At 71.5% G+C, this 21,864-nt stretch carries 22 protein-coding genes and 1 tRNA gene; 19 read left to right on the top strand and 4 right to left on the bottom strand.

Annotated features, from left to right (window positions below; genetic code table 11):
• Positions 1-67: 67 nt before the first annotated feature.
• The 4 genes from QSK39_RS48895 to QSK39_RS48910 form a co-directional block, all read right to left on the bottom strand.
• Positions 68-1,183 carry a glycerate kinase gene (locus tag QSK39_RS48895; RefSeq protein ID WP_285484694.1) on the bottom strand — a complete coding sequence of 372 codons (1,116 nt, stop codon included), beginning with the start codon at positions 1,181-1,183 and terminating at the stop codon, positions 68-70.
• Positions 1,180-2,112 (bottom strand): 2-hydroxyacid dehydrogenase, encoded by a 933-nt coding sequence (locus tag QSK39_RS48900; RefSeq protein ID WP_285484695.1) that lies wholly within the window; start codon positions 2,110-2,112, stop codon positions 1,180-1,182. Before QSK39_RS48900 ends, QSK39_RS48895 begins: the two co-directional genes overlap by 4 nt.
• Positions 2,113-2,142: 30 nt before the next feature.
• Positions 2,143-3,036: an SGNH/GDSL hydrolase family protein gene (locus QSK39_RS48905; protein ID WP_285484696.1), complete on the bottom strand. Its 894-nt coding sequence runs from the start codon at positions 3,034-3,036 to the stop codon at positions 2,143-2,145.
• Between the two features lie 109 nt (positions 3,037-3,145).
• The gene (locus tag QSK39_RS48910) at positions 3,146-5,236 is read right to left on the bottom strand and encodes an alpha-galactosidase (protein ID WP_285484697.1); all 2,091 of its coding nucleotides are present in this window, start codon (positions 5,234-5,236) and stop codon (positions 3,146-3,148) included.
• Between the two features lie 76 nt (positions 5,237-5,312).
• Here QSK39_RS48910 and QSK39_RS48915 point away from each other — a divergent pair, with 76 nt between their 5' ends.
• The 19 genes from QSK39_RS48915 to QSK39_RS49005 all read left to right on the top strand — a co-directional run bounded on the left by QSK39_RS48915 (position 5,313) and on the right by QSK39_RS49005 (position 21,851).
• Positions 5,313-6,503: an ROK family protein gene (locus QSK39_RS48915; RefSeq protein WP_285484698.1), complete on the top strand. Its 1,191-nt coding sequence runs from the start codon at positions 5,313-5,315 to the stop codon at positions 6,501-6,503.
• Between the two features lie 19 nt (positions 6,504-6,522).
• On the top strand, positions 6,523-7,791 hold the full coding sequence (locus QSK39_RS48920; RefSeq protein WP_285484971.1) for an ABC transporter substrate-binding protein: 1,269 nt from the start codon (positions 6,523-6,525) through the stop codon (positions 7,789-7,791).
• Entirely contained in the window at positions 7,788-8,741 is a 954-nt protein-coding gene (locus tag QSK39_RS48925) for a carbohydrate ABC transporter permease (RefSeq protein WP_285484699.1), read from the top strand. The genes QSK39_RS48920 and QSK39_RS48925 overlap by 4 nt, the downstream gene beginning before the upstream one ends.
• Positions 8,741-9,580, top strand: coding sequence for a carbohydrate ABC transporter permease (locus tag QSK39_RS48930; protein ID WP_285484700.1), 840 nt, complete (start codon positions 8,741-8,743; stop codon positions 9,578-9,580). The genes QSK39_RS48925 and QSK39_RS48930 overlap by 1 nt, the downstream gene beginning before the upstream one ends.
• Before the next feature lie 22 nt (positions 9,581-9,602).
• Positions 9,603-10,910, top strand: coding sequence for a glycoside hydrolase family 27 protein (locus tag QSK39_RS48935; RefSeq protein WP_285484701.1), 1,308 nt, complete (start codon positions 9,603-9,605; stop codon positions 10,908-10,910).
• Between the two features lie 168 nt (positions 10,911-11,078).
• Positions 11,079-11,888: a CoA transferase subunit A gene (locus tag QSK39_RS48940; RefSeq protein WP_285484702.1), complete on the top strand. Its 810-nt coding sequence runs from the start codon at positions 11,079-11,081 to the stop codon at positions 11,886-11,888.
• Positions 11,885-12,019 carry a hypothetical protein gene (locus QSK39_RS48945; protein WP_285484703.1) on the top strand — a complete coding sequence of 45 codons (135 nt, stop codon included), beginning with the start codon at positions 11,885-11,887 and terminating at the stop codon, positions 12,017-12,019. The genes QSK39_RS48940 and QSK39_RS48945 overlap by 4 nt, the downstream gene beginning before the upstream one ends.
• Positions 12,016-12,768 (top strand): CoA-transferase subunit beta, encoded by a 753-nt coding sequence (locus QSK39_RS48950; protein WP_285484704.1) that lies wholly within the window; start codon positions 12,016-12,018, stop codon positions 12,766-12,768. The genes QSK39_RS48945 and QSK39_RS48950 overlap by 4 nt, the downstream gene beginning before the upstream one ends.
• Positions 12,765-13,946: a thiolase family protein gene (locus tag QSK39_RS48955; RefSeq protein ID WP_285484705.1), complete on the top strand. Its 1,182-nt coding sequence runs from the start codon at positions 12,765-12,767 to the stop codon at positions 13,944-13,946. Before QSK39_RS48950 ends, QSK39_RS48955 begins: the two co-directional genes overlap by 4 nt.
• 12 nt (positions 13,947-13,958) lie before the next feature.
• Positions 13,959-14,696: a protocatechuate 3,4-dioxygenase subunit beta gene (gene pcaH / locus QSK39_RS48960; RefSeq protein WP_285484706.1), complete on the top strand. Its 738-nt coding sequence runs from the start codon at positions 13,959-13,961 to the stop codon at positions 14,694-14,696.
• Positions 14,693-15,247 carry a protocatechuate 3,4-dioxygenase subunit alpha gene (pcaG, locus tag QSK39_RS48965; protein WP_285484707.1) on the top strand — a complete coding sequence of 185 codons (555 nt, stop codon included), beginning with the start codon at positions 14,693-14,695 and terminating at the stop codon, positions 15,245-15,247. The genes pcaH and pcaG overlap by 4 nt, the downstream gene beginning before the upstream one ends.
• Positions 15,244-16,047 carry a 3-oxoadipate enol-lactonase gene (pcaD, locus tag QSK39_RS48970; RefSeq protein ID WP_285484708.1) on the top strand — a complete coding sequence of 268 codons (804 nt, stop codon included), beginning with the start codon at positions 15,244-15,246 and terminating at the stop codon, positions 16,045-16,047. The genes pcaG and pcaD overlap by 4 nt, the downstream gene beginning before the upstream one ends.
• The gene (gene pcaC / locus QSK39_RS48975; protein ID WP_285484709.1) at positions 16,044-16,463 is read left to right on the top strand and encodes a 4-carboxymuconolactone decarboxylase; all 420 of its coding nucleotides are present in this window, start codon (positions 16,044-16,046) and stop codon (positions 16,461-16,463) included. Before pcaD ends, pcaC begins: the two co-directional genes overlap by 4 nt.
• Positions 16,464-16,473: 10 nt before the next feature.
• Positions 16,474-17,304 (top strand): IclR family transcriptional regulator domain-containing protein, encoded by an 831-nt coding sequence (locus QSK39_RS48980; RefSeq protein ID WP_285484710.1) that lies wholly within the window; start codon positions 16,474-16,476, stop codon positions 17,302-17,304.
• A gap of 177 nt (positions 17,305-17,481) precedes the next feature.
• A complete protein-coding gene (locus QSK39_RS48985) occupies positions 17,482-18,087 on the top strand; it encodes a nucleotidyltransferase family protein (protein WP_285484711.1) in 606 nt (201 codons plus the stop codon).
• A 244-nt stretch (positions 18,088-18,331) separates the two neighbouring features.
• Positions 18,332-19,201 (top strand): AAA family ATPase, encoded by an 870-nt coding sequence (locus QSK39_RS48990; RefSeq protein WP_285484712.1) that lies wholly within the window; start codon positions 18,332-18,334, stop codon positions 19,199-19,201.
• A 259-nt stretch (positions 19,202-19,460) separates the two neighbouring features.
• A tRNA-Arg gene (locus QSK39_RS48995) sits at positions 19,461-19,534 on the top strand.
• 99 nt (positions 19,535-19,633) lie between these two features.
• Positions 19,634-20,746 (top strand): vWA domain-containing protein, encoded by a 1,113-nt coding sequence (locus tag QSK39_RS49000; protein ID WP_285484713.1) that lies wholly within the window; start codon positions 19,634-19,636, stop codon positions 20,744-20,746.
• Positions 20,739-21,851: an XdhC family protein gene (locus QSK39_RS49005; protein ID WP_285484714.1), complete on the top strand. Its 1,113-nt coding sequence runs from the start codon at positions 20,739-20,741 to the stop codon at positions 21,849-21,851. Before QSK39_RS49000 ends, QSK39_RS49005 begins: the two co-directional genes overlap by 8 nt.
• The last annotated feature ends 13 nt before the right edge of the window (positions 21,852-21,864 follow it).

The following is a 21,864-nucleotide window of genomic DNA, read 5'->3' on the forward strand; positions in this document are numbered from 1 at the left end:
CGTCGCGGGCGGCCCGTTCGCCGGGCGTTCGCCAGCTGGCCGGCCCGGACGCGGACCACGTCCACGGCTAGCCGGCCGCCCAGTCGCGGACCACCTCCGCGGCGCGCGCCCGCAGCAGTTCCGCCGCGTTCGCTTGCGCGTGCTCCACCGACGGCGCGTGGTCGATCAGCGCGCTGCTCCCCACCACGCCCAGCCGTTGCAGCCCGGCGGCGTCGAGCTGGATCCGCCCGGCCAGCGCGATCAGCGGTATACCCCGCGCCCGATCCGCGATCCCGGCCGGCGCCTTGCCGTTCAAGCTCTGTTCGTCGAGCGAGCCCTCCCCGGTGATGACGAGGTCGGCGCCCACCAGCGCCGCATCGACCCCGGTCAGCCCCGCGATGAGGTCGAACCCGGATTCGACGACCCCGCCCAGCGCGATCGCGCCCGCCGCGACCCCGCCACCGGCACCCGCACCCGGAATCCGGGAGACGTCCGGAGCGCCACCCACCTGGAGAGCGTGCGCCCACCGGCCCAGAGCTTCGTCGAGCACCTTCACCTCCGACGGCCCCGCACCCTTCTGCGGCCCGAACACGGCGGCGGCGCCTTCCGGGCCCAGCAACGGGTTCGTGACGTCGGTGGCGACGGCGACGCTCACCCCGTCGAGGCGTTCCCGGACCGGCGTCAGCTCCGTCGACGCCACGCGCGACAGCGTCCCGCCGCCCAGGCCGACTGGTGCGCCGAACGCGTCCAGCACGCCGCCGCCGAGCGCGCCGAGCATCCCGGCCCCGCCGTCGGTGCTGGCCGTGCCCCCGACCGTCAGCACGAGCCGGCGAGCGCCGTGGATCAACGCGTCCGCGAGCAGCTCTCCGACGCCCCAGGTGTGCGCGCCCAGCGCGGTTTCCGGGCTGGGCTCGACGAATTCGATCCCGCACGCGCGCGCCGATTCGACGTACGCCGTGCCGTCCAGCACCGCGTAAGAAGCCTGGACCGGGTCTTCGAGCGGCCCGCGGACGGTCAGCCGGACGATCCGCGCGCCCGCCGCTTCGAGGACGTCGAGCGTGCCTTCGCCGCCGTCGGCGACCGGGCAGGTGACGATTTCGGCGTCCGGCAACGCGTCCCGCACGCCGAGCGCGATGGCCGCCGCGGCCTCGACCGCGGTGAGACTGCCCTTGAACTTGTCGGGCGCGATGACGATCCGGGTCATGGCTTCACCTCCGTCAGCGGGGGACGCCCGGCGAGCACCGCCGCGACGTTGCGGGCCGCCAGCACGGCCATCGCCGTGCGCGTCTCGACCGTGGCGGACCCGAGGTGCGGGCTCAGGACGACGTCGTCCCGGCCGAGCAGCCGCGGTTCGACGTCGGGCTCCTTCTCGAACACGTCCAGCGCGGCGCCGGCGATCTCCCCGGCTTCGAGGGCGTCCGCCAGCGCGGCTTCGTCGACGACCGGGCCGCGCGTGGTGTTCACCAGATAGGCGCTGGGTTTCATGGCGCGCAACGCGGCCGCGTCGATGAGGTGCCGCGTCTCGGGGGTCAGCGGGCAGTGCAGCGAGACGACGTCCGAACGCGCCAGGAGCTCTTCGAAGGGAACGGACCCCGGTTTCGACCGTCCCGAATGGACGATCGACATGCCGAACGCCTCGGCCCGCTTCGCCACCGCCCGGCCGATCTGGCCGAACCCGACGATGCCGAGCGTCTTGCCCTGCAGGCCCGAGCCGAGCAGGAAGCCGAGGTGGAACGACCACGGCGTGCGCGAGCGCAGCAGCCGTTCGCCCTCGCCGATCCGCCGGGTCACCGCCAGCAGCAGGCCGAAGGCGAGGTCCGCGGTCGCGTCGGTGAGCACGCCCGGCGTGTTCGTGACGACTACGCCGCGCCCGGCCAGCGCCGGGACGTCGACGTTGTCGTAACCGACGGCGACGTTCGCGACCACCTTCAGCCCGGGCCCGGCGGCGTCGGCCAGCGCGCCGTCGAGCCGGTCGTGCAGCATGCCGACGACGGCGTCCGCGCCGGCCACGAACTCGCGCAGCTCGTCACCGGTCAGTGGCCGGTCCAGCTCGGACACGGCCACTTCGCCCGCTTCGGCCAGCACTTTCACCGCGTCGTCGGGAATCCATCGGGTCACCGCGATCTTGGGCACGCCGACAGCCTAGTTCACGGCACCGACAATTCAGCCCCGCTGGACCGCGGCCAGGACGATCTCCGACTGCGCGGCGGCCCCGGCGCCGTTGGGGTGGAAGGGAAACGCGAGCAGCAGCGGGTTGCTCGCCGAGATCGGGATCAGGCCCTCGGCGTAGCGCACGGTGGGCGCCTGGCACGCGTCGTGCCCGACGGTCGGGGTGTAGGTGTCGACCAGCTCGGTGTCGTTGGCCGCGGCGACCCGCGCGAGCATGGCGTTCATGTGGAGGAACTTCTCCTGCAGGTAGGCGACGTCGCCGTCGGCGATCGGGATCACCGGCCAGCAGCCCTTCCCGCTCGCGGGCAGCCCGGCGAGGTAGTTCACCAGCAGGACCCGCGCCTGCGGCGAGCGCTCGTGGATCCCCTGCAGCGCGTTCGCGACCTTGGGCTCGCTTGCCGTGATCGCGTTCTCCAGCTGGTCGACGCCGCCCGCGGTGAACTTCGCCTTGCACGTGCTCACCGGCAGGAGGTTGAGGCACTTGGTCACGGCCGACGCGAGCCCGATGTCGTTGCCGCCGATCCCGACGGTCACCAGGTCGGTGGTGGGCGTGAGCCGGTCGAACTGCGGCGGGTTCGTCCCGCCCAGCGGCAGCTTCTGCGGCTGCGTGAAGTCGGGCGTCGCGGCGCCACCGCAGCTGGCGTCGCGGAACGTCTCGACGCCGAGCGCGCCGGCCACCTCGTGCGGGTAGTCCGAAGTGGACTGTGCGCAGTCGAGCGGGGTGAACTGGGTGGCGGGCGGGAGGGTGACGAAGACGTCCGCGGTCCAGGAGTCACCCAGGGCGACGTATTCGCGGTAGCTCGCGTTCGCCGTAGCCGACGCCGGAGCGGCGAAGGCGAGCATGGCGAGCGCGGGCACGACGAGCAGAGCGAACAGGCGCTTGCGCATGCTGCCTCCGTTGGCGAGCGGCGAGGTGAAGGACTTTCACATTTGACTCACGTCCGGTGAAAAGTCAATCCAGGTCACCCGTCCTGGTGACGCCGGTCGGCGTGGGTATTCAGACCCTGGTCAGCCGCACCACCGCGCTCGCGTACCCGCTCCCGGGCAGGTCGACGTCGAGTCCGTGGCTCAGCAGCACCGCGCCGTCGTGCACGACGCCGTCCTGGTCGCGGTACCGCGCGGAAGGATCCAACCCGGTCAGCCGGGGCGGCGTGACCGGCCGCGCGAACTCCGCGGGCCGCCGCCAGAAGAAGACCACGACGTCGTCGTCCAGCACGTACTGCACCGCGGTCAGCGCCGACTTCGCCGGGTCCGCCAGCCGGTACAGCTCGCCGTGCTGCACCACGGGCCGGATTTCCTTGTACAGCGCGACGTGCGCCGCCGCCTCGTCGAGTTCTTCGGGAGACCACCGCGGCAGGTCGCCGCCCAGGCCGAGCACGCCCGCCATCGCGACGTGGAACCGGAAGCTCAGCGGCGCCTCGCGGCCCGTGGTCGGGTTCGGGCTGTCGGTGACCCAGGCCGACATCGTGCCGGCGGGGTAGAGCTGGCCGTAGCCGTGCTGGATGGTGATCCGATCGGCGGCGTCGGTGTTGTCGGACGCCCAGATCTCGTCGGTGCGGGCGAGGATTCCCAGGTCGGTGCGCCCGCCGCCGCCCGCGCAGCCCTGGATCCGCAACGCGGGGTGATCGGCGCGCAGCCGGTCCAGGATGGTGTGCACCGCGCGGACGTGCTCGACCCAGAGCCGTCCCGCGTCGTCGCCCGCCGCGGGCCAGCCGGCCTCGGTGAACGCGCGGTTCATGTCCCACTTGAGGTAGTCGATCCCGTGCTCGCCGACGAGCCGGTCGAGCCACTTGTGCGCCCAGTCCGCGACGTCCGCGCGCGCGAAGTTCAGCACGAGCTGGTTCCTGAGCGTGGTTCGCGAGCGGTGGGCCATGTGCAGCACCCAGTCCGGGTGGGCGCGGTAGAGGTCGCTGTCCGGGTTGACCATCTCCGGCTCGACCCACAGCCCGAACTTCATGCCGTGCGCGTGGACGGCTTCGACCAGGGGCCGCAAGCCGGCCGGGAAGCGCTGCTCGTTGGCGGTCCAGTCGCCGAGCCCGGCCGCGTCGCCGGTGCGGGCGCCGAACCAGCCGTCGTCCATGACGAACAGCTCGGTCCCGAGTTTCGCCGCGGCCGCCGCGAGGGACGTCTCGGTGGCTTCGTCGACGTCCCAGCCGGTGGCCTCCCACGAGTTGTAGACGATCGGCCGCAGCTCCTGGGGGTACGGCTGGACGAACTCGCGGACGTAGGCGTGCCACCGCCGGCTCGTGCCGCCGAAGCCGTCGCCCGCGTAGAGCCCGGCGAACACCGGTGTCTCCCAGGTTTCGCCGCGCAGCAGCCGCCAGCCGACGTGCTCGTGGCCGAACCCGCCGGTCCACGTGACGCGGCCGGTGTGCGTGCGCTCCACGGTGATCCGCCAGCTCCCGCTCCACGCGAGCGCGGTGCTCCAGACCTCGCCGGACGTCTCGGTCGCGTCACCCGCGTCGAGCATCACCCAGGGGTTGACCTGGTGGCTGGACACCCCGCGACGGCTGGTCAGCGTGGTTTCGCCGACCGGCAGCGGTTCGCGCAGCACGCCGTACTCGGCGCTCCACGCGCCGGAGGTCCGGGTGAGCCGCGCGCCGTCGCGGCGGGGGAGCGTCCACGACGCGGAATCCGTGCGCAGCAGGGAAATCGGGGCCTCCCCGGTGTTGCGCAACGACGTCCAGCGCTCGACGACGTCGCCGCGAACGCGGTAGTGCAGCGACAGCTCCAGCGGGTAGTGCCGGTCCACGAGCCGCACGACCAGGGAGTCCTCGGTGCCGGTGTGCCCGTCGTAACGCCACTCGAGGGCCGACGTCCCGTCCTCGTACCGCACGGCCAGCGCCGCGACGCCGAAGAAGGCGCCACCTTCGGTCGGCAGCTCCTGCCGCTCGTCGCCCGGCTCGTCGAAGCTGCTGTCGGCCGGGTTGCGGCGCGCGGCGACCTGCGTGGCCTGGGCCAGCGTCAGCGGCGGGCCCCAGTGGACGTGGCGCGGCCGGTCGTCGGCGTCGAGCCGGAAGGCGTACGAGCTCTCGGGGGTGCGCAGCAGCCAGAGCCGGTGCGCGGGGTCGTGTTCGACGAGCGACATGATCCCGAGCGTAGGCATGACCAGCCGAAAAATAAATTCTTGACGAAGTTAATTAATCCTGCCTACCCTTCCGGCCATGCCTCGCAGTGCACCGGCAAGGGCGCCGATCACCAGTCCCGCGGCAGCGACCGTGTTCACCACGGTCCTGACCGAAGGGCCGGTCTCCCGCGTCGACGTCGCCCGGCGCACCGGCTTGTCGTCGGCCGCCGTCACCAAAGCGGCCCGGCCGTTCATCGAAGCCGGTTACCTCGAAGAACTCGCCTCCGAAGGCCGCACCGGCCCCGGCGCCGGCCGGCCCGCGAACCCCCTCGCGATCCGCCCCGACCGCGAGTACTTCGTCGGCGTCAAGATCACCGGCGACGACCTGATCGGGGTGGTCACCGACCTGCGCGCCGACGTCCGCGCCAGCGCCCACCACGCGCTGACCGGCCACGACGTCGACCACGTCGTCCGCGCGCTGGCCGACCTCGTCGGCGAACTGCTGGCCGGCCCGACCCCGGACGGCACCAGCAACCTCCGGGAGCGCGCCTACTGCCTCGGCGTCGCGGTTTCCGGCGACGTCGACCGCGCTTCCGGCCTCGTCCGGTACTCGCCGTTCCTGGGCTGGCGGGACGTGCCGCTGGCTTCCCTTCTGGAGGACGCCACCGGGCTGACCGTGACGCTGGAGAACGACGTCAAGGCGCTGACCGTGGCCGAGCAGTGGTTCGGCGAGGGCGTCGGCGCGTCATCGTTCGCGCTGGTCACGGTAGGCACGGGCATCGGCAGCGCGCTCGTGGTGAACGGCGACCTGGTCCGCGGCGCGCACGGCGTCGCCGGCGAGATCGGGCACGTCCCGGTGGCCGACGGCGGCCCGCCCTGCCACTGCGGCGGCCGGGGCTGTGTCGAGGCGATCGCGTCCACCGAGGCGATCCTGCTGCGCGCTCGCGAAGTCTCCGGCGAACCCGGGCTGACCATGGACGACGCCGTGACGCGCGCCCGCGGCGGTGACGAGCCGCTGCGCGAGGTGTTCGCCGCGGCCGGGCACGCGATCGGGCTCGGCCTGGCCGCGCTGGTCAACCTGTTCGGCCCGGAACGGGTGGTCGTCTCCGGGGAAGGCGTCGCCACCTACGACCTGTTCGAGGACCAGATCCGCCGGACCTTCGCGGTCCAGGCCTTCGGCAGCGCCGCCCGCTGCGGCCTGGTGATCCGGCCGCTGCCGTTCGAGGAGTGGGCGCGGGGCGCGGCCGCCGTCGCCATCCAAAGTCTTTTCGTCGCCGAGAGCGTCTAAGGAGTCCGTTGTGAGCCCCATGAATCGCCGAAGCTTCCTGGTCGGTTCCGTGTTGTTCGCCGGTGGCGCCGCACTCGCGGGCTGCACGAGCGATCCGTTGAACAAGAACGCGGGCGCCGCTTCGGGCGCGAAAGTCACGCTGCAGCAGTGGTACCACGCGTACGGCGAATCCGGGACGCAGCAGGCCGTCCAGCGCTACGCGCAGGAGTTCACCAAGGCCAACCCGGACATCGCGATCAACGTCAGCTGGATCGCCGGCGACTACGAGACCAAGCTCAACTCGGCGATGCTCACCGCGCAGGCACCCGACCTGTTCGAGCTGGGCGACTTCCGGTACCAGAACGTCAAGAACGGCCTGCTCGCGCCGCTCGACGACATCATCACGCCGGCCAAGGCCGACTTCAGCCCGGCGGCGCTCGACACCGTGACGGTCGACGGCAAGATCTACGGCGTCAAGATGATCGACGACGTCATGATGCTGTACTACCGCAAGAGCGCGCTGCAGGCCGCGGGCGTGCAGCCGCCGCAGACGTTCGCCGAGCTGCTCGACGCGACCCGCAAGCTCACCACGGGCAAGCAGAAGGGCCTTTACGTCGGCACCGACGGCGTCGGCGAGGCCGCGACGCTGCTGCTCTGGTCGTCCGGCGGCGACTTCTTCGACAGCAGCGGCAAGAAGGTCGCCTTCGCCTCGCCCGAGGCCGTCGCCGCGATCGCCGGGCTCAAGCAGCTGCACGACACCGGCGGCCTGCTCCAGGGCTACCCGACCGACTGGTCCGACCCCGGCGCGTTCGCCAACGGCGCCACGGCGATGCAGTGGGGTGGCCTGTGGTCGCTGCCCGACATCAAGAAGGCCCTCGGCGACGACTTCGGCGTCGTCGCGTGGCCGAAGTTCGGCGACACCGGCAAGCAGGTCGCCCGCGTCGGCGGCTGGTACCAGCTGGCCAACGCGAAGTCGCAGAACCTGGACGCCGTCAAGAAGTTCATCGACTGGCTGTGGATCAAGAACGCCGACCTGCAGAAGGACTGGTGCGTCAAGTACGGCTTCCACATCCCGGCGCGCAAGCCGGTCGCCGCGCAGACGACCGAGTTCTCGAGCGGCGCGGCGAAGGACGCCGTGACGATCTCGCAGCAGAACGGCAAGTCGTACTCGGGGCTGTGGAACAAGGCGTCGGCGACGCTGTTCCTGCAGGCCGCGACGAAGATCGCGAACGGGCAGGCCGACCCGGCCGCCGAGCTGGGGGACGCGGCGAAGAAGGCCCAGGCCGAAGTCGACAAGCAGCTGGCATGACGGCGTTGCTGGAGGCCCCGGCCGTCTCGGCGCCGGCGAAGAAACGCCGCCGACGTCGTGACTGGCGGGCGATCGGCGCGTTCGTGGTGCTGACCGGGCCCGTGGTGATCGGGCTGGGGTTGTTCAAGTACGTCGCGATCGCCTGGAGCTTCCTGCTCAGCTTCAACGACGCGCGCGGCACCATCACCATCGGCCACTGGATCGGCTTCGACAACTACGCGTTCCTGCTCGGCGACGACGCCTTCCTGACGTCGCTGTCGACGATCGCGCTCTTCACCGTGTTCATCGTGCCGATCACGTTCGTCGCGTCGCTCGGCCTCGCGGTGCTGATCAACAGCATCAAGCGCGGCAAGGCGTTCTTCCGGACGATCTTCCTCATCCCGGCGGCGGTGTCGTACGTCGTCGCCGCGCTGGTGTGGAAGATGGCGCTGTTCAACGGCCTGCCGTCGGGCGTCGCAAACGTCCTCGGCGGGCTGTTCGGCGCCGACCCGGTGCCGTGGCTGTCGGAGACGAGCCCGCCGGTGTACTGGGTCGCGGTGGTGACGCTGCGGCTGTGGCTGCAGGTCGGGCTGTACATGATCCTGTTCCTGGCCGGGCTGCAGGCGATCTCGCCGTCGCTGTACGAGGCGGGCGAGCTGGACGGCACGACGAAGTGGCAGGCCTTCCGCTACATCACGCTGCCGCAGCTGCGGAACACGTCGGTGGCGGTGCTGCTGCTCATCCTCATCGCGGCGTTCCAGGCGTTCGACGAGTTCTACAACCTGTTCGGCACCGGGCTTTCGGGCACGGCGACCGCGCCGGTGAAGCCGCCGCTGGTCTACCTCTACGACTCCGCGCTCGGCGACCAGAACTACGGCGTCGGCTCGGCGGGCGCGTTCCTGCTGACCGTGCTCATCGTCGTGATCACCCTGCTGCAGGGCCGGTTCGTCGGCTTCGGGAAGAAGGACTGATGGCCGTCCTCGCCGCTCCCCGCGTTCGGAAGGCGCCGAAGTACGTCCTCGCGTCGATCCTCGCGGTGATCTTCCTGCTGCCGTTCTACATCATGCTGCGCAACGCGCTGATGACGCGCCAGCAGGTCAGCTCGCCGGACTGGTCGTGGCTGCCGGACCCGCTGTCGTGGGTGAACTTCGGCGATCTGTTCGCCGACGCGTCGGTGCCGATGGCGCACTCGCTGTGGAACTCGTTCCTGGTCGCGATCGTCACGGCGCCGGTCGGCACGCTGTTCGGGTCGATGGCCGGGTACGCACTGGCCCGGATCAACGTGCCGGGGCGTCGCGCGGTGTTCACGTACGTGCTGGTCACGCTGATGATCCCGCAGTCGGTGACGTTCGTGCCGACGTTCGTCGTCGTCGGGTCGATGGGCGGGGTCAACACCGAGTGGGGGATCATCGTGCCGAACCTGTTCAGCGCGTTCACCGTGATCCTGTTCCGCAACTTCTACCTGCGGTTCCCCGCCGAGATCGAAGAGGCAGGCCGGCTCGACGGGCTCGGCTACCTCGGCGTCTACCGGCGCCTCGTACTGCCGAACTCGGGGAGCATGATCGCGTCGCTCGGGGCGCTGATGTTCATCGAAAGCTGGAACGCGTTCCTGTGGCCGCTGGTGATCGGGCAGGACCCGTCGTCGTGGACCGCCCAGATCGCGCTCTCGACGTTCCTGACCGCGCAGTCGGTCAACCTGCCGGCGCTGTTCGCCGGCGCGCTCGTCACCATCGCGCCGCTGGTCGCGATGTTCCTGGTCGCCCAGCGGTTCATCGTCAGCGGGATCGCGGCGAGCGGGCTCAAGGAGTAGGTCCCCTCTGGAGGAGTGTCCGGTGAAACGCTTCTTTTCCGTTTTCCTTGCTGTACTCGGTTTCCTGTCCCTCTTGGTTCCGGTGGCCGACGCGCGGACGCCGTTCGTCAAGCCGTTCATGGGCTGGAGCAGCTGGAGCCTCGAGTCGTCGACCCGCGCGGGTTACGGCACGTCGTGGCTGAACGAGTCGCACGTCCGCGACGCGGCTTCGGCCTTGGCTTCGAAGCTCAAGCCGGCCGGCTACACCAACGTCAACATCGACTCCGGCTGGAACGCGGACCTGTCGTGGGTGTTCCACACCGACGTCAACGGGATCCCGGCGCCGGATCCGGGCCGGTTCCCGTCCGGGATCCCCGCGTTGGCTTCTTATGTGCACGGGCTCGGGCTCAAGCTCGGCCTGTACGCGGTGACCGGGCTCGAGAAGGAGGTCTACGACAAGAACGCGCCCATCCTCGGGACCTCGTGCCACGCGCAGGACATCGCCTACCGGCCGCTGACACCGTCCAACGGCTGGGGCGGCAACTGGAAGGTCGACTTCGGGAACCCGTGCGCGCAGAAGTACTACGACTCGATCGTGGCCCGCTTCGCGTCCTGGGGCGTCGACTTCGTCAAGGTCGACGGCACGACGGCCGACAACGTCCCCGACATCGCGGCCTGGTCCAAGGCCATCGATCGTTCCCGGCGGCCGATGTGGCTGACGGCGAGCGCGTGGCCGGTGCCGCGGTCCATCGGGCCGTCCCTCGCTCCCCACGCCAACGGCGTGCGGATCGACACGGACGTCGAGTGCTACTGCGACACCGTGTCCACCTGGGACAGCTCGGTGAAGGCGCGGTGGGCGGACCTGCCTTCGTGGCAGGGCGTGTTCGGGCCGCAGTACCGGCCCGACCTGGACTCCATGCCGATCAGCAACAACACGGGGTCCGGCATCCAGGACGGGATCTCCGACGTCGAGCGGCAGAGCGTGATGACGTTCTGGTCGATGGCGTCTTCGCCGCTGTACGTCGGGGGAGACATCTGCTTCCTGGACGCCTCCGCGGTGTCGATCCTGACGAATCCCGAGGTCGTTCGCGTCGACCAGTCCGGGACGTACGCGACGCAGGTGACCGGCGGGAACCTCCAGGTGTGGAAGAAGCGTGCGCCGGACGGCACGACGTACGCGGCCGTCTACAACCTGGGCTCCACGCCCGCGGACATCACGGTGGACCTCGGCGTGCCGGGGGCGCGGCCGGTGCGCGACCTCGTCGCGCGGAAGGACCTCGGGCGGTTCCGGGGCTCGTGGACGGCGTCTTCGGTGCCGCCGCACGGCTCCCGGCTGGTCCGGATCGGCTGACGTTTCTCCTCCGAAGGGGACTTTCCTCGCTGCTCACGCGCGGAAAGTCCCCTTCGCCGTGCCTGCGTCATCCATTGGGTGGAAGACGTCTGGTCGGCGGCCCGCGGGACGTGCTATGTTCGGTTTCAGAACGAGTGTGCGTCATGCGAACGGATGCGGGAGAGTGGGATGGCAGAGCTGCTGTCACTGGAGGAGGCCGTCGGCCGGCTGGTGCACGACGGCGACACCGTCGCGCTCGAGGGCTTCACGCACCTCATCCCGGTCGCGGCCGGGCAGGAGATCATCCGGCAGGGCCGGCGTGGGCTCACGCTGGTGCGGATGACCCCGGACATCGTGTACGACCAGCTGATCGGCGCGGGCTGCGCGAGCAAGCTGATCTTCTCGTGGGGTGGCAATCCCGGCGTGGGTTCGCTGCACCGCTTCCGTGACGCGGTCCAGCACGACTGGCCGGTACCGCTGGAGATCGAGGAGCACAGCCACGCGGGCATGGCGAACCGGTACGTCGCCGGCGCGTCCGGCCTGCCGTTCGCGGTGCTGCGCGGCTACACAGGCACGGACCTGCCGGCGCAGACGGAGACCATCAAGCCGATCACGTGCCCGTTCACCGGCGAGCGGCTCACCGCGGTCCCGGCGCTGAACCCGGACGTCACGATCGTCCACGCCCAGCGCGCCGACCGCGCCGGCAACGTCCAGATGTGGGGCATCACCGGCGTCCAGAAGGAAGCGGTCCTGGCGGCGAAGCGCTCCATCGTGACGGTGGAGGAGATCGTCGACGAGCTGGAGCCCCGGGTGGGCGCGGTGATCCTCCCGTCCTGGGTGGTCACAGCGGTGGCCGAAGTACCCGGCGGAGCGAAGCCGTCGTACGCGGCGGGGTACTACGAGCGCGACAACTCGGCGTACCAGGCGTGGGACGAGGTGGGCCGCGACCGCGAGGAGTTCACGAAGTGGCTGAATGAGCTGACCGGGGTGAAGGCATGAACACGCATCGACCCGTTCGTCAGGCGCCCGGCCGGGAAATCGCCGCCTCCTTCCCCGAGGCAGCGCCCACCGGCCGGGCCCGCGTCCACCACACCGGCACGACCCGCAAGACCGCGGAGGCGAAGGCATGAGCACCGACTACACGGCCGACGAGATGATGAGCATCGCGGCGGCCCGTGCCCTCGGCGACGGCATGTCCTGCTTCGTCGGCATCGGCCTCCCGAGCAAGGCGGCGAACCTCGCCCGCCGCGCGCACGCCCCCAACCTCACCCTGATCTACGAATCCGGCTGCCTGGGCGCGAAGCCGTCCCGCCTCCCGCTGTCCATCGGCGACGGCGAGCTGGCCGACACCGCCGACGCGGTGGTCAGCGTCCCGGAAGTGTTCAACTATTGGCTCCAGCCCGGCCGCATCGACGTCGGCTTCCTCGGCGCCGCCCAGCTCGACAAGTTCGGCAACATCAACACGACCGTGATCGGCTCGGACTACCACGACCCGAAGGTCCGCCTCCCTGGTGCGGGCGGCGCCCCGGAGATCGCGGCGTCGTGCGGCGAGGTGTTCATCGTGCTGCGCCAGAGCCCCCGCGCGTTCGTCGAGAAGGTCGACTTCGTCACGTCGTTCGGCCACGGCTCCGGCAAGGGCGACCGCGAGAAGCTCGGCCTCCCCGGCCAGGGCCCGACGCTGGTCGTGACCGACCTCGGCCTGATGCGCCCCGACCCGGAGACCGCCGAGCTGACCCTCACCGAGCTGCACCCGGGCGTGGAGCTGGACCGGGCGATCAAGGCGACGGGGTGGAAACTGAAGGTCGCGGAAGACCTGAAGACCACCCCCGCCCCGACGGAGCAGGAGCTCACCCTCCTGCGAGAGCTGGAGAAGGCATGACCGACGTCTACGTCCTCGACGCGATCCGCACCCCGTTCGGCCGCTACGGCGGCGCGCTGGCGGGTGTCCGCCCGGACGACCTGGCCGCGGGCGTCCTCAAGGCCCTCGTGGCGCGCAACGACCTCGATCCGTCCACAGTGGACGAGGTGACCCTCGGCGACGCGAACGGCGCGGGCGAGGACAACCGCAACGTCGCCCGCATGGCCGCCCTCCTGGCCGGCTGGCCCACCAGCGTCCCCGGCAACACCGTCAACCGCCTGTGCGGCTCCGGCCTCGACGCGGTGATGCAGGCCAGCCGCGCGATCCAGGTCGGTGACGCTTCGCTGGTCGTCGCCGGCGGTGTCGAGTCGATGACCCGCTCGCCGCTGGTCATGCCGAAGCCGGAGAAGGCGTTCCCCGCCGGCAACCAGACCCTCTACAACACCGCGCTCGGCTGGCGCATGGTCAATCCGGAGATGCCCTCGCAGTGGACGATCTCCCTCGGCGAGTCCACCGAGCAGCTCGCCGAGCGCTACGGCATCGGCCGCGACGAGCAGGACGCCTTCGCCGCCCGAAGCCACGTCAACGCCGCGAAGGCGTGGGACGACGGCTTCTACGACGACCTGGTCGTCCCGGTCGACGGCGTGGACCTGGCCCGCGACGAGGGCATCCGCCCGGACTCCAGTGCCGAGAAGCTGGCCAAGCTGAAGCCGGTCTTCCGCAAGGAGAACGGCACCGTCACGGCGGGCAACGCCTCCCCGCTGAACGACGGCGCGTCGGCGCTCCTGCTCGGCGACGAAGCGAGCGCGAGCCGGCTCGACGCGACCCCGCTGGCCCGGATCGCCGGACGCGGCGCGGCGGGTGTCGACCCGGACGTCTTCGGCATCGGCCCGGTGCGCGCGGCGGAGATCGCCCTCGAGCGCGCCGGCATCGGCTGGGACGACCTGGTGGCGGTCGAGCTCAACGAGGCGTTCGCCGCCCAGTCGCTGGCCTGCCTGCGCGACTGGAAGAAGCTCGACCCGGAGATCGTGAACACCCACGGCGGCGCGATCGCGATCGGCCACCCGCTCGGCGCCTCCGGTGGCCGCATCCTGGGCACCCTGGCGCACGACCTGCACCGCCGCGGCGGAGGCTGGGGCCTGGCCGCCATCTGCATCGGCGTCGGCCAGGGCCTGGCCGTCGTCCTCGAAGGCCGGTAAAGGAGAGAAGACGTGGCTACTCCGACCGAATTCAGGCTGCCCCGCTACGGCGAGGAGCCCGAGGGCACGCACCCCCCGCTCGGCTTCCCCGGCTACCGCTCCACGGCGCTGCGGCACCCCAAGCAGGACCTGGTGCTGCTCCCGCAGATGCTGACCGAGGTCACCGGCCCGCTGCTCGGCCCCGGCCGCCTCGGCGAGCTCGACAACGACCTCACCCGGCAGCACGCGGGCGAGCCGCAGGGCCAGCGGATCATCGTCACCGGCCGCCTGCTCGACGGCGACGGCCGTCCGGTGCGCGACTCCCTCGTCGAGATCTGGCAGGCGAACGCGGGCGGCCGCTACCGCCACACCGGCGACCGCTGGCCGTCGCCGCTCGACCCGAACTTCGACGGCGTCGGGCGCGCGCTGACCGACAGCGACGGCCGCTACACCTTCACCACCATCAAGCCGGGCGCGTACCCGTGGAAGAACCACGACAACGCCTGGCGTCCCGCGCACATCCACTTCTCGGTGTTCGGCTCGGCGTTCACGCAGCGGCTGGTCACCCAGATGTACTTCCCGGACGACCCGCTCTTCTCCCAGGACCCGATCTTCAACTCCATCCCGGACGAGAAGGCCCGGCAGCGCATGGTCTCGCGCTACGACCACGAGATCACGCAGTCGGAGTGGGCGCTGGGGTTCCAGTTCGACATCGTGCTGCGCGGGCGTGACGCGTCGGTGTTCGAAGAGGAAGAGGACGAAGACGAATGACCAAGCTGCTCCCCACCCCTTCGCAGACCGTCGGCCCGTACCTGTCGATCGGGCTGCCCTGGCCGGACGGCCCGTACGTCGTGCCCGAGGGCACGCCCGGCGCGTTCTGGATCCGCGGCATCGTCCGCGACGGCAACGGCGACCCGGTCCCGGACGCGATGATCGAGACGTGGCAGGCCGACACCGGCGGCGGGTTCCGCCACCCGGACGACCCGCGCGGCGAGGCGTCCGGCGACTTCCGCGGCTTCGGCCGCTGCCCGACCACCCCCGAGGGCACGTACGGGATCCTCACGGTGCTCCCGGGCGTGGTGCCCGGCGAAGGCGGCGCTACGCAGGCTCGGCACATCGATGTGTCGGTGTTCGCGCGCGGCCTGCTCAACCGGTGCGTCACGCGGATCTACTTCGAGGACCAGGACAACGCGGCAGACCCGGTGCTGGCGACGGTCCCGGAAGAGCGGCGCGGCACGCTGATCGCGACGAAGACCGGTGACGGCTACCAGTTCGACGTGCGCCTCCAAGGCGACGGCGAGACGGTGTTCTTCCGGGTATGACGAACGCGAACGGAGGTGACGGCGTGGGTGCCGTCCGGCTGCACCGGGTCGTCGAAGGGCCCGAAGACGGTCCGGTGGTGGTGTTCGGGGGATCGCTCGGCAGCGACATCCGGATGTGGGAACCCCAGGTCGTGCCGCTGCTGGAGCGCGGCTTCCGGGTGGTCCGCTACGACACGCGCGGGCACGGTGCTTCGCCGGTGCCGCCGGCGCCGTACGACCTCGAAGACCTCGGGTTCGACTTCCTCGCGCTGCTCGAAGACCTCGGCGTCGCGAAAGCGCACCTCGTGGGCCTGTCGCTCGGCGCGATGACGGGCATGTGGCTCGGCGCCCACGCACCGGACCGGATCGCGAGCCTGGTGCTCTGCTGCACGTCCGCGAAGCTCGGCCCGCCGGAAATGTGGGCCGACCGGGCCCGCACGGTCCTGGATAAGGGCACCGGCGCGGTGGCCGCGGCCGGTGTGAGCCGCTGGCTGACACCGGGCTACGCCGAGCGGCACCCGGACCGCGCCGCGTACCTGCGGTCGATGATCGCCGCCGTCCCGGCCGAGGGCTACGCGGCGTGCTGCGGCGCGATCGAGCGGATGGACCTGCTCGACGTGCTGCCGAAGATCACCGCGCCCACCCTGGTCATCGCGGGCGCCGACGACCCGGCCACCCCACCGGAGGGCCACGCCGACCTGATCGCGGCGGGCATCCCGAACGCGCGGCTGGAGGTCGTGCCGGACGCCGCGCACCTGGGCAGCTACGAACGGCCCGAAGAATTCACGAGGCTGATCCTCGAGCACCTGGAGGCGCTGTGACACCGAAAGACACGAGCGGCGACCGTCACGAGCAGGGCATGAAGGTCCGGCGCGAGGTGCTGGGCGACGAGCACGTCGACCGCGCGGTCGCGGGCACGACGGACTTCAGCCGCCCGTTCCAGGACTACATCACCGAGGGGGCGTGGGGCTCGGTCTGGTCCCGCGACGGCCTCGACCGCCGCACGCGCAGCTGCGTCACGCTCGCGGCGCTGACCGCGCTGCAGGCGCACAACGAGCTGGCGATGCACGTCCGCGCGGCGGTCCGCAACGGCCTCACGGCGGCGGAGATCGGCGAGGTCCTCCTGCACACGGCGGTGTACGCGGGAGCCCCGGCGGCGAACGCGGCGTTCGCCATCGCCCAGCGCACCCTGGCCGAGCTCGGCGAGCCGAGCGCCCGGCCGGCCGACGCCGGATAAGGTGCCGGGCATGGACACGGGGAGGCCCATCGAAGCCGAGCTCGACAGCGAGCCTGCCCACCGCGGCGCCCACCACGTCCAGTCGCTGGAGCGCGGGCTGGCGGTGATCAAGGCGTTCCATGCGGACGCGGCAGAGCTGACCTTGAGCGACGTCGCCCGCGCAACGGGCCTGACCCGGGCAGCGGCCCGCCGTTTCCTGCTGACCCTGACCGACCTCGGCTACGTCCGCACGGACGGCAAGTACTTCTCCCTGACGGCCCGCGTCCTGGAGCTGGGGTATTCGTACCTGTCGAGCATGACGTTGCCCGAGGTGGCCCAGCCCCACTTGGAGCACCTGTCGGCGGGAGTCCGCGAGTCGAGTTCGGTGTCGGTCCTGGAAGGAACGGACATCGTCTACGTGGCGCGGGTGGCGGTCTCCCGCATCATGACGGTGAGCATCAACGTGGGAACCCGCTTCCCGGCGTACGCGACCTCGATGGGTCACGTCCTCCTGGCGGGCCTGAGCAGAGCGGAGCTGGAGGCGTACTTCGTGGTGGCGAAGCTCGACCGCCTCACGGACCGCACGGTGACGGCCCCGGACCGCCTCCGCACAGAGCTGGCCAAGGTGACCGACCAGGGCTGGGCAATGGTGGACCAGGAACTGGAGGAGGGCCTCCGTTCGGTGGCGGCCCCGATCCACGACCGCAAGGGCCGGGTGGTGGCTGCGGTGAACCTGTCAACGCACGCAAGCCGCACAACAGCGGAGTCGGTGGAGAAGGACCTGGTACCACCCCTCCTGCAGACGGCAAGGTCGATAGAAGCCGACCTGGCCATCAGCGCACCGGGCCGCGCCCATGGCTGAGGAGGGAAAGCACCGACCGCGAGTGGACCCGGCGATCGCCGCTCCCGGCCGAGCAGCGAATCCCCGCACTGCCGGTGGCTGCACTGCCGGTGGCTGCACTGCCGGTGGCTGCACTGCCGGTGGCTGCACTGCCGGTGGCTGCACCGCCGGTGGCCGGCTCGCCGTGGCCGTGCGCCCATGACTGCGGCCGCACCCCGCACTCCGCCCGTCGCCGGCCTTCTCCTCGCCGCCGGGGCCGGCCGCCGGTTCGGCGGCCCCAAGGCCCTCGCCGAACTCGGCGGGCAACCTCTCGTCCTGCGCGCACTCGCCACCCTGACCGCGGCCGGCTGCCACCCCATCCGCGTCGTGCTCGGCGCCGCCGCCGACGAGGTCAGTGCGCTCCTGCCCGACCCGGCCCAAGCCGTACGGGCCGCGGGCTGGGAGACCGGTATGGGCGCCTCTTTCAAAGCCGGCCTCGCCGCGCTCGACCAGGAGCCCGGTCCGGTGGCCGCGCTGGTGCACCTCGTCGACCTGCCCTGGGTGGGCGCGGACATCCTCACCCGGGTCGCCGCCGACGCGACCCCCGAAACCGTCGCCCGCGCGGCCTACGAAGGCGTCCCCGGCCACCCCGTCCTCCTCGGCCGCCGCTGGTGGGCGGAAATCGCCGAAACCGCCCAAGGCGACCGCGGCGCCCGCGACTGGCTGGCCGGCCGCCCCGACCTGACCCTCATCGAGTGCGGCGACCTCGGCAGCGGCCGCGACGTCGACCACCGCACCGACCTCCCCACCGCACCACCCCCCTGACACCCGCCGCCGCACGCGACCCGACCCCCCAGACACGCGACCCGACCGTCCAGGCACGCGACCCGACCCCCCCAGGTACGCGACCCGACCCACCAGACACGCGACCCGACCCACCAAAACCGGCGAGTCGACCCTCCAATCACGCGTGTCGTCCGCCCAATCACGCGTGTCGTCCATCCAGGCACGCGTGTCGTCCTCAAGCGGTGACCCGCGCGCAGCCGCCGCGCCGCCTACGATCGACAGCGTGACCGACTCGCCTGAAGAACTCGCCGCCGCGCTGGACCGGACCGGCTATCTCGCCGATGACGGCCTCGCCACCGCCGGGTTCCTCGCCCTCCGGATGGGCCGTCCGCTGTTCTGCGAAGGCGAACCCGGCACCGGGAAGACCTCGCTCGCCATCGCGCTGGCCACCGCCCTCGACCGGCCGCTCGTCCGCCTCCAGTGCCACGAAGGCATCGACGCCGCCCAGGCGCTCTACGAATGGGACTTCCCGCGCCAGCTCCTGCACCTGCGGGCCCTCGAAGCCGCCGGGGACGGGGGGCTCGACGTCGAGGCCGCCGAGCGCTCGCTCTACACCGAACGCTTCCTGCTCGCGCGCCCCCTGCTGCAAGCCCTGATCACCGCGCCGTGCGTGCTGCTGGTCGACGAGATCGACCGCGCCGACGACGAGTTCGAGGCCTTCCTCCTCCAGTTGCTCGACGAGCACGCCGTCACCATCCCCGAATACGGCGAAGTCCGCGCCGAGGTGCCGCCGCTCGTCGTCCTGACCTCGAACCGGACCCGCGAAGTGCACGACGCCCTCAAGCGCCGCTGCCTCTACCACTGGCTGGAACACCCGGACCTCGCGCGCGAGGTCACCATCCTGCGCCGGCGAATCCCCGAGATCGGCGAGCGGCTGGCCCGGCAGGTCGCGGAAGCCGTGCACCGCCTGCGCGAGATGGACCTGCTGAAGCCGCCGGGCGTCGCGGAGTCCCTCGACTGGGCCCGGGCCCTGCTGGCCCTGCACCGCGACGAGCTGGACGCGGCATCGGCGGCCCGGACGCTCGGCGCCGTCCTGAAATACAGCGAAGACCTCGACCGCGTCCGGGCGAAACTCGACGCCCTGTTCGCCTGAGAGTCCACAAAGGACCGCAGTTAATTGCGTTGACTGCGCTGGCGGGCTCCGGCATGCTTTTTCCAGCACAGCAGGCAACACCACCGAGAGGAGGAGATCGTGACCGAAGCCCGGCAACTCCGATGCGGCACGATCTCCCGTGCCGTTCGCTGAATCTTCCTGAAGGCTCTTCGCGCCCACCCCTCGCTACCTCGGGTCGGCCGCCGCGAAGAGCGCGGTCTGCGCCTGCCCGGGGAGGGGCGTGCGCGCAGACCGCCCCGTCCCGGTAGCTCAGCAGGACAGAGCGCGGCGCTACGAACGCCGAGGTCCGAGGTTCGACTCCTCGCCGGGACACCGAAAGAGAACACGAACCGGGCACCGCACACAGGCCACCACCAGCGCAGCCCACCGCTCATCCGCCCCTTCGGACCCCGGTGAGCGCACAATGGAGTCATGACCACCGCCGCCGATCCCGTCGCCGGGTACGCCGGGTTCGCCGCCGCCCTGCGCGAAGCCGGGGTCGCCTGCGACGCGCGTCGCGTGCAGGCCTACCTCGCCGCCGTCGGTGAGATCGACGTCGCCGAACCCACCCAGCTCTACTGGGCCGGCCGCCTCACCCTGTGCTCCAGCCCCGACGACCTCCCGTGCTACGAAGAAGCCTTCAGCCAGTGGTTTTCGATCGAAACCACCACCCCGCAGCGCGCGAAGTCCGCCGCGCCGAAGCAAGCCCGGATCGCCCCGCTGGTCGACGCCGACGGCGCGGGCACCGACGGCGGCGACGGCCCCGAGCAGCTGAAAGTCGCCGCGAGCGCGCAGGAAGTCCTCCGCCACCGCGACCTCGCCGCGCTGACCACCGCCGAGCGAGAACACCTCCGCGAACTCCTCGCCACCTTGAAGCCCGCGCCGCCCCAACGGCCGGCCTCACGAAGGACCCCGGCCAAGCGCGGCCGGCTCGATCCCTCCCGCACCCTGCGCGCCATGCTCGCCAGCGGCGGCGAACCGCTGAAACTCGCGTACGTCCGGCGGGCCAAGCGGCCGCGCCGGGTCGTGCTGCTCATCGACGTCTCCGGGTCGATGAGCCCGTACGCCGACGCCCTGCTCCGCTTCGCCCACGTCCTCACGCGCAGCGCACCCCAGTCCGTCGAGGTCTTCACGCTCGGCACGCGGCTGACCCGCGTCTCACGCCAGCTGCGTCAGCGCGACCCCGAACGCGCGATGCTCGCGGCGGGTTCGGCGGTGCCGGACTTCGCCGGCGGCACCCGGCTCGGTGAGACGCTGCAGGCCTTCCTCGACCGCTGGGGCCAGCGCGGCGTGGCCCGCCGGGCCGTGGTCACCGTGTTCTCCGACGGCTGGGAACGCGGCGACACCGGCCTGCTCGGCGAGCAGCTCGCCCGCCTGCGCCGGCTCGCACACGCCGTATTCTGGGTGAATCCGCACGCCGGCCGTGCGGGGTACGCTCCGGTCCAGTCCGGGATCGTGGCTGCCCTGCCCCACATCGACCGGCTGCTGGCCGGGCACACCCTGGCCACTTTGGAACGACTGCTCGGGGAGATTTCCGATGCGTGACGTACTGGACGACGTGTTCCGCCGCTGGTCCGACGGGGAAACGGTCGGGCTCGGCACCGTGGTCGCCACCTTCTCGTCGGCGCCGCGCGCGCCCGGCGCCGCGATGGTCGTCGCCTCCGACGGCACCGTCGCCGGCAGCGTGTCCGGCGGCTGCGTCGAAGGCGCCGTCTACGAGCTCGCGCAGGAGGTCGTCGCCGAGCGCAAGCCGGTGCTGCAGCGCTACGGCGTCACCGACGACGACGCCTTCGCGGTCGGCCTGACCTGCGGCGGGATCATCGACATCTACGTCGAGCACGTCGATCGCGTCTCGATGCCGGAGCTCGGCGACGTCGTCGCGTCCGTGCGCGGCGGCGAGCCCGTCGCGGTCGTCACGGTCATCGAGCACGAGCGCGAAGGCCTGGTCGGCGAGCACATGATCGTCTGGCCGGACCGCACCGAGGGCTCGCTGGGCTCCTCGCGGATGGACGACGCCGTGGCCGACGACGCGCGCGGCCTGCTGGCCAGCGGCCGCACCGGCACCCTGCACTACGGCCCGGACGGGCAGCGCCGCGGCGAGGGCATGGCGGTGTTCGTCAACTCCTTCGAGCCGCCGCCGCGCCTCCTGGTGTTCGGCGCGATCGACTTCGCCGCCGCGATGGCGCGCATGGGCGCCTACCTCGGTTACCAGGTCACGGTGTGCGACGCGCGGCCGGTGTTCGCCACCAGCAGCCGCTTCCCGGACGCGCACGACGTCGTCGTCGACTGGCCGCACCGCTACCTGGAGGCGGAAGCCGCGGCCGGGCGCATCGACCAGCGCACGGCGATCGCGGTGCTGACCCACGACCCGAAGTTCGACGTGCCGCTGCTGGAGGTCGCGCTGCGCCTGGACGTCGGGTACGTCGGCGCGATGGGTTCCCGCAAGACGCACGACGACCGCTTCGCCCGCCTGCGCGAAGCCGGGATCACCGAGCCGGAGCTGGAAAGGCTGTCCTCGCCGATCGGTCTCGACCTCGGCGCGCGCACGCCGGAGGAGACGGCGGTGTCGATCGCGGCGGAGATCATCGCGCTGCGGTGGGGTGGCGGCGGCAAGCGTCTCGCCGAGCTGACGGGGCGCATCCACGGCTGAACGGCTTTCCGGA

Origin of the sequence: Amycolatopsis sp. NBRC 101858 (assembly GCF_030269325.1) — a bacterium.
In the GTDB taxonomy this organism is placed as follows: domain Bacteria; phylum Actinomycetota; class Actinomycetes; order Mycobacteriales; family Pseudonocardiaceae; genus Amycolatopsis; species Amycolatopsis ponsaeliensis.